Genomic DNA, 543 nt, shown 5'->3' with positions numbered 1-543 from the left:
GTTCGCTTAAGAAATGGCATTCTTGATGGAAGACTTATTTTCGAATCAAGCCTTTAGATTTACCCTTTGCTGTCTAACTGCGTTCTTCGTGAACCTTCTGATAGCAGCAAGGAACAGTGAGGATGAGAACTTGGCTCGCAACTTAGGTAGCGCATTCAATGGCGAGTTTAAGTTTCCTACGATGCTCTCGAATGAACAATTTTTGAAGGTTGCATCGTCACGTATGATGACGCTTGTAAGTATTATTCCCTCTTCGATTGCTCTTGCCGCGATGGCAACAACCCTGATAGCGGGGCTAAATTCAAATTTGTGGCTGCTATTTGCTACTATCCCAATCTACAGCGGAACACTGGTATCACTTTCGTGGATTCCGAGGAAGGTTCTTGAGGATTTGGTCAACGAAGAAATCTCTAGGAATAGCGAACAATGCGCAGCACCACAAATCCGACCGCGCTGGCGAGTCGGAGATTGACTGGAGGAGGGGACGTGGTAGAAGTAGTGAAAAGCGCGCTGAGTCGGTCGGATTGGGTGTGCTAGAACGTT

At 46.8% G+C, this 543-nt stretch carries 1 protein-coding gene; it reads left to right on the top strand.

Going from position 1 to position 543, the window contains the following annotated elements:
• Positions 1 to 13: 13 nt before the first annotated feature.
• Entirely contained in the window at positions 14 to 472 is a 459-nt protein-coding gene (locus JIN78_RS16930) for a hypothetical protein (RefSeq protein ID WP_200393179.1), read from the top strand.
• The last annotated feature ends 71 nt before the right edge of the window (positions 473 to 543 follow it).

Origin of the sequence: Roseibacillus ishigakijimensis (assembly GCF_016595415.1) — a bacterium.
Taxonomy (GTDB): domain Bacteria; phylum Verrucomicrobiota; class Verrucomicrobiia; order Verrucomicrobiales; family Akkermansiaceae; genus Roseibacillus; species Roseibacillus ishigakijimensis.
The sequence above is the reverse complement of the archived record's forward strand: the minus strand, read 5'-3'. Positions and strand labels throughout refer to the sequence as shown.

Bases quoted from the DNA above. Each gene is read 5' to 3' on its own strand.
- JIN78_RS16930 (WP_200393179.1), top strand. From the start codon at position 14: ATGGCATTCTTGATGGAAGACTTATTTTCGAATCAAGCCTTTAGATTT.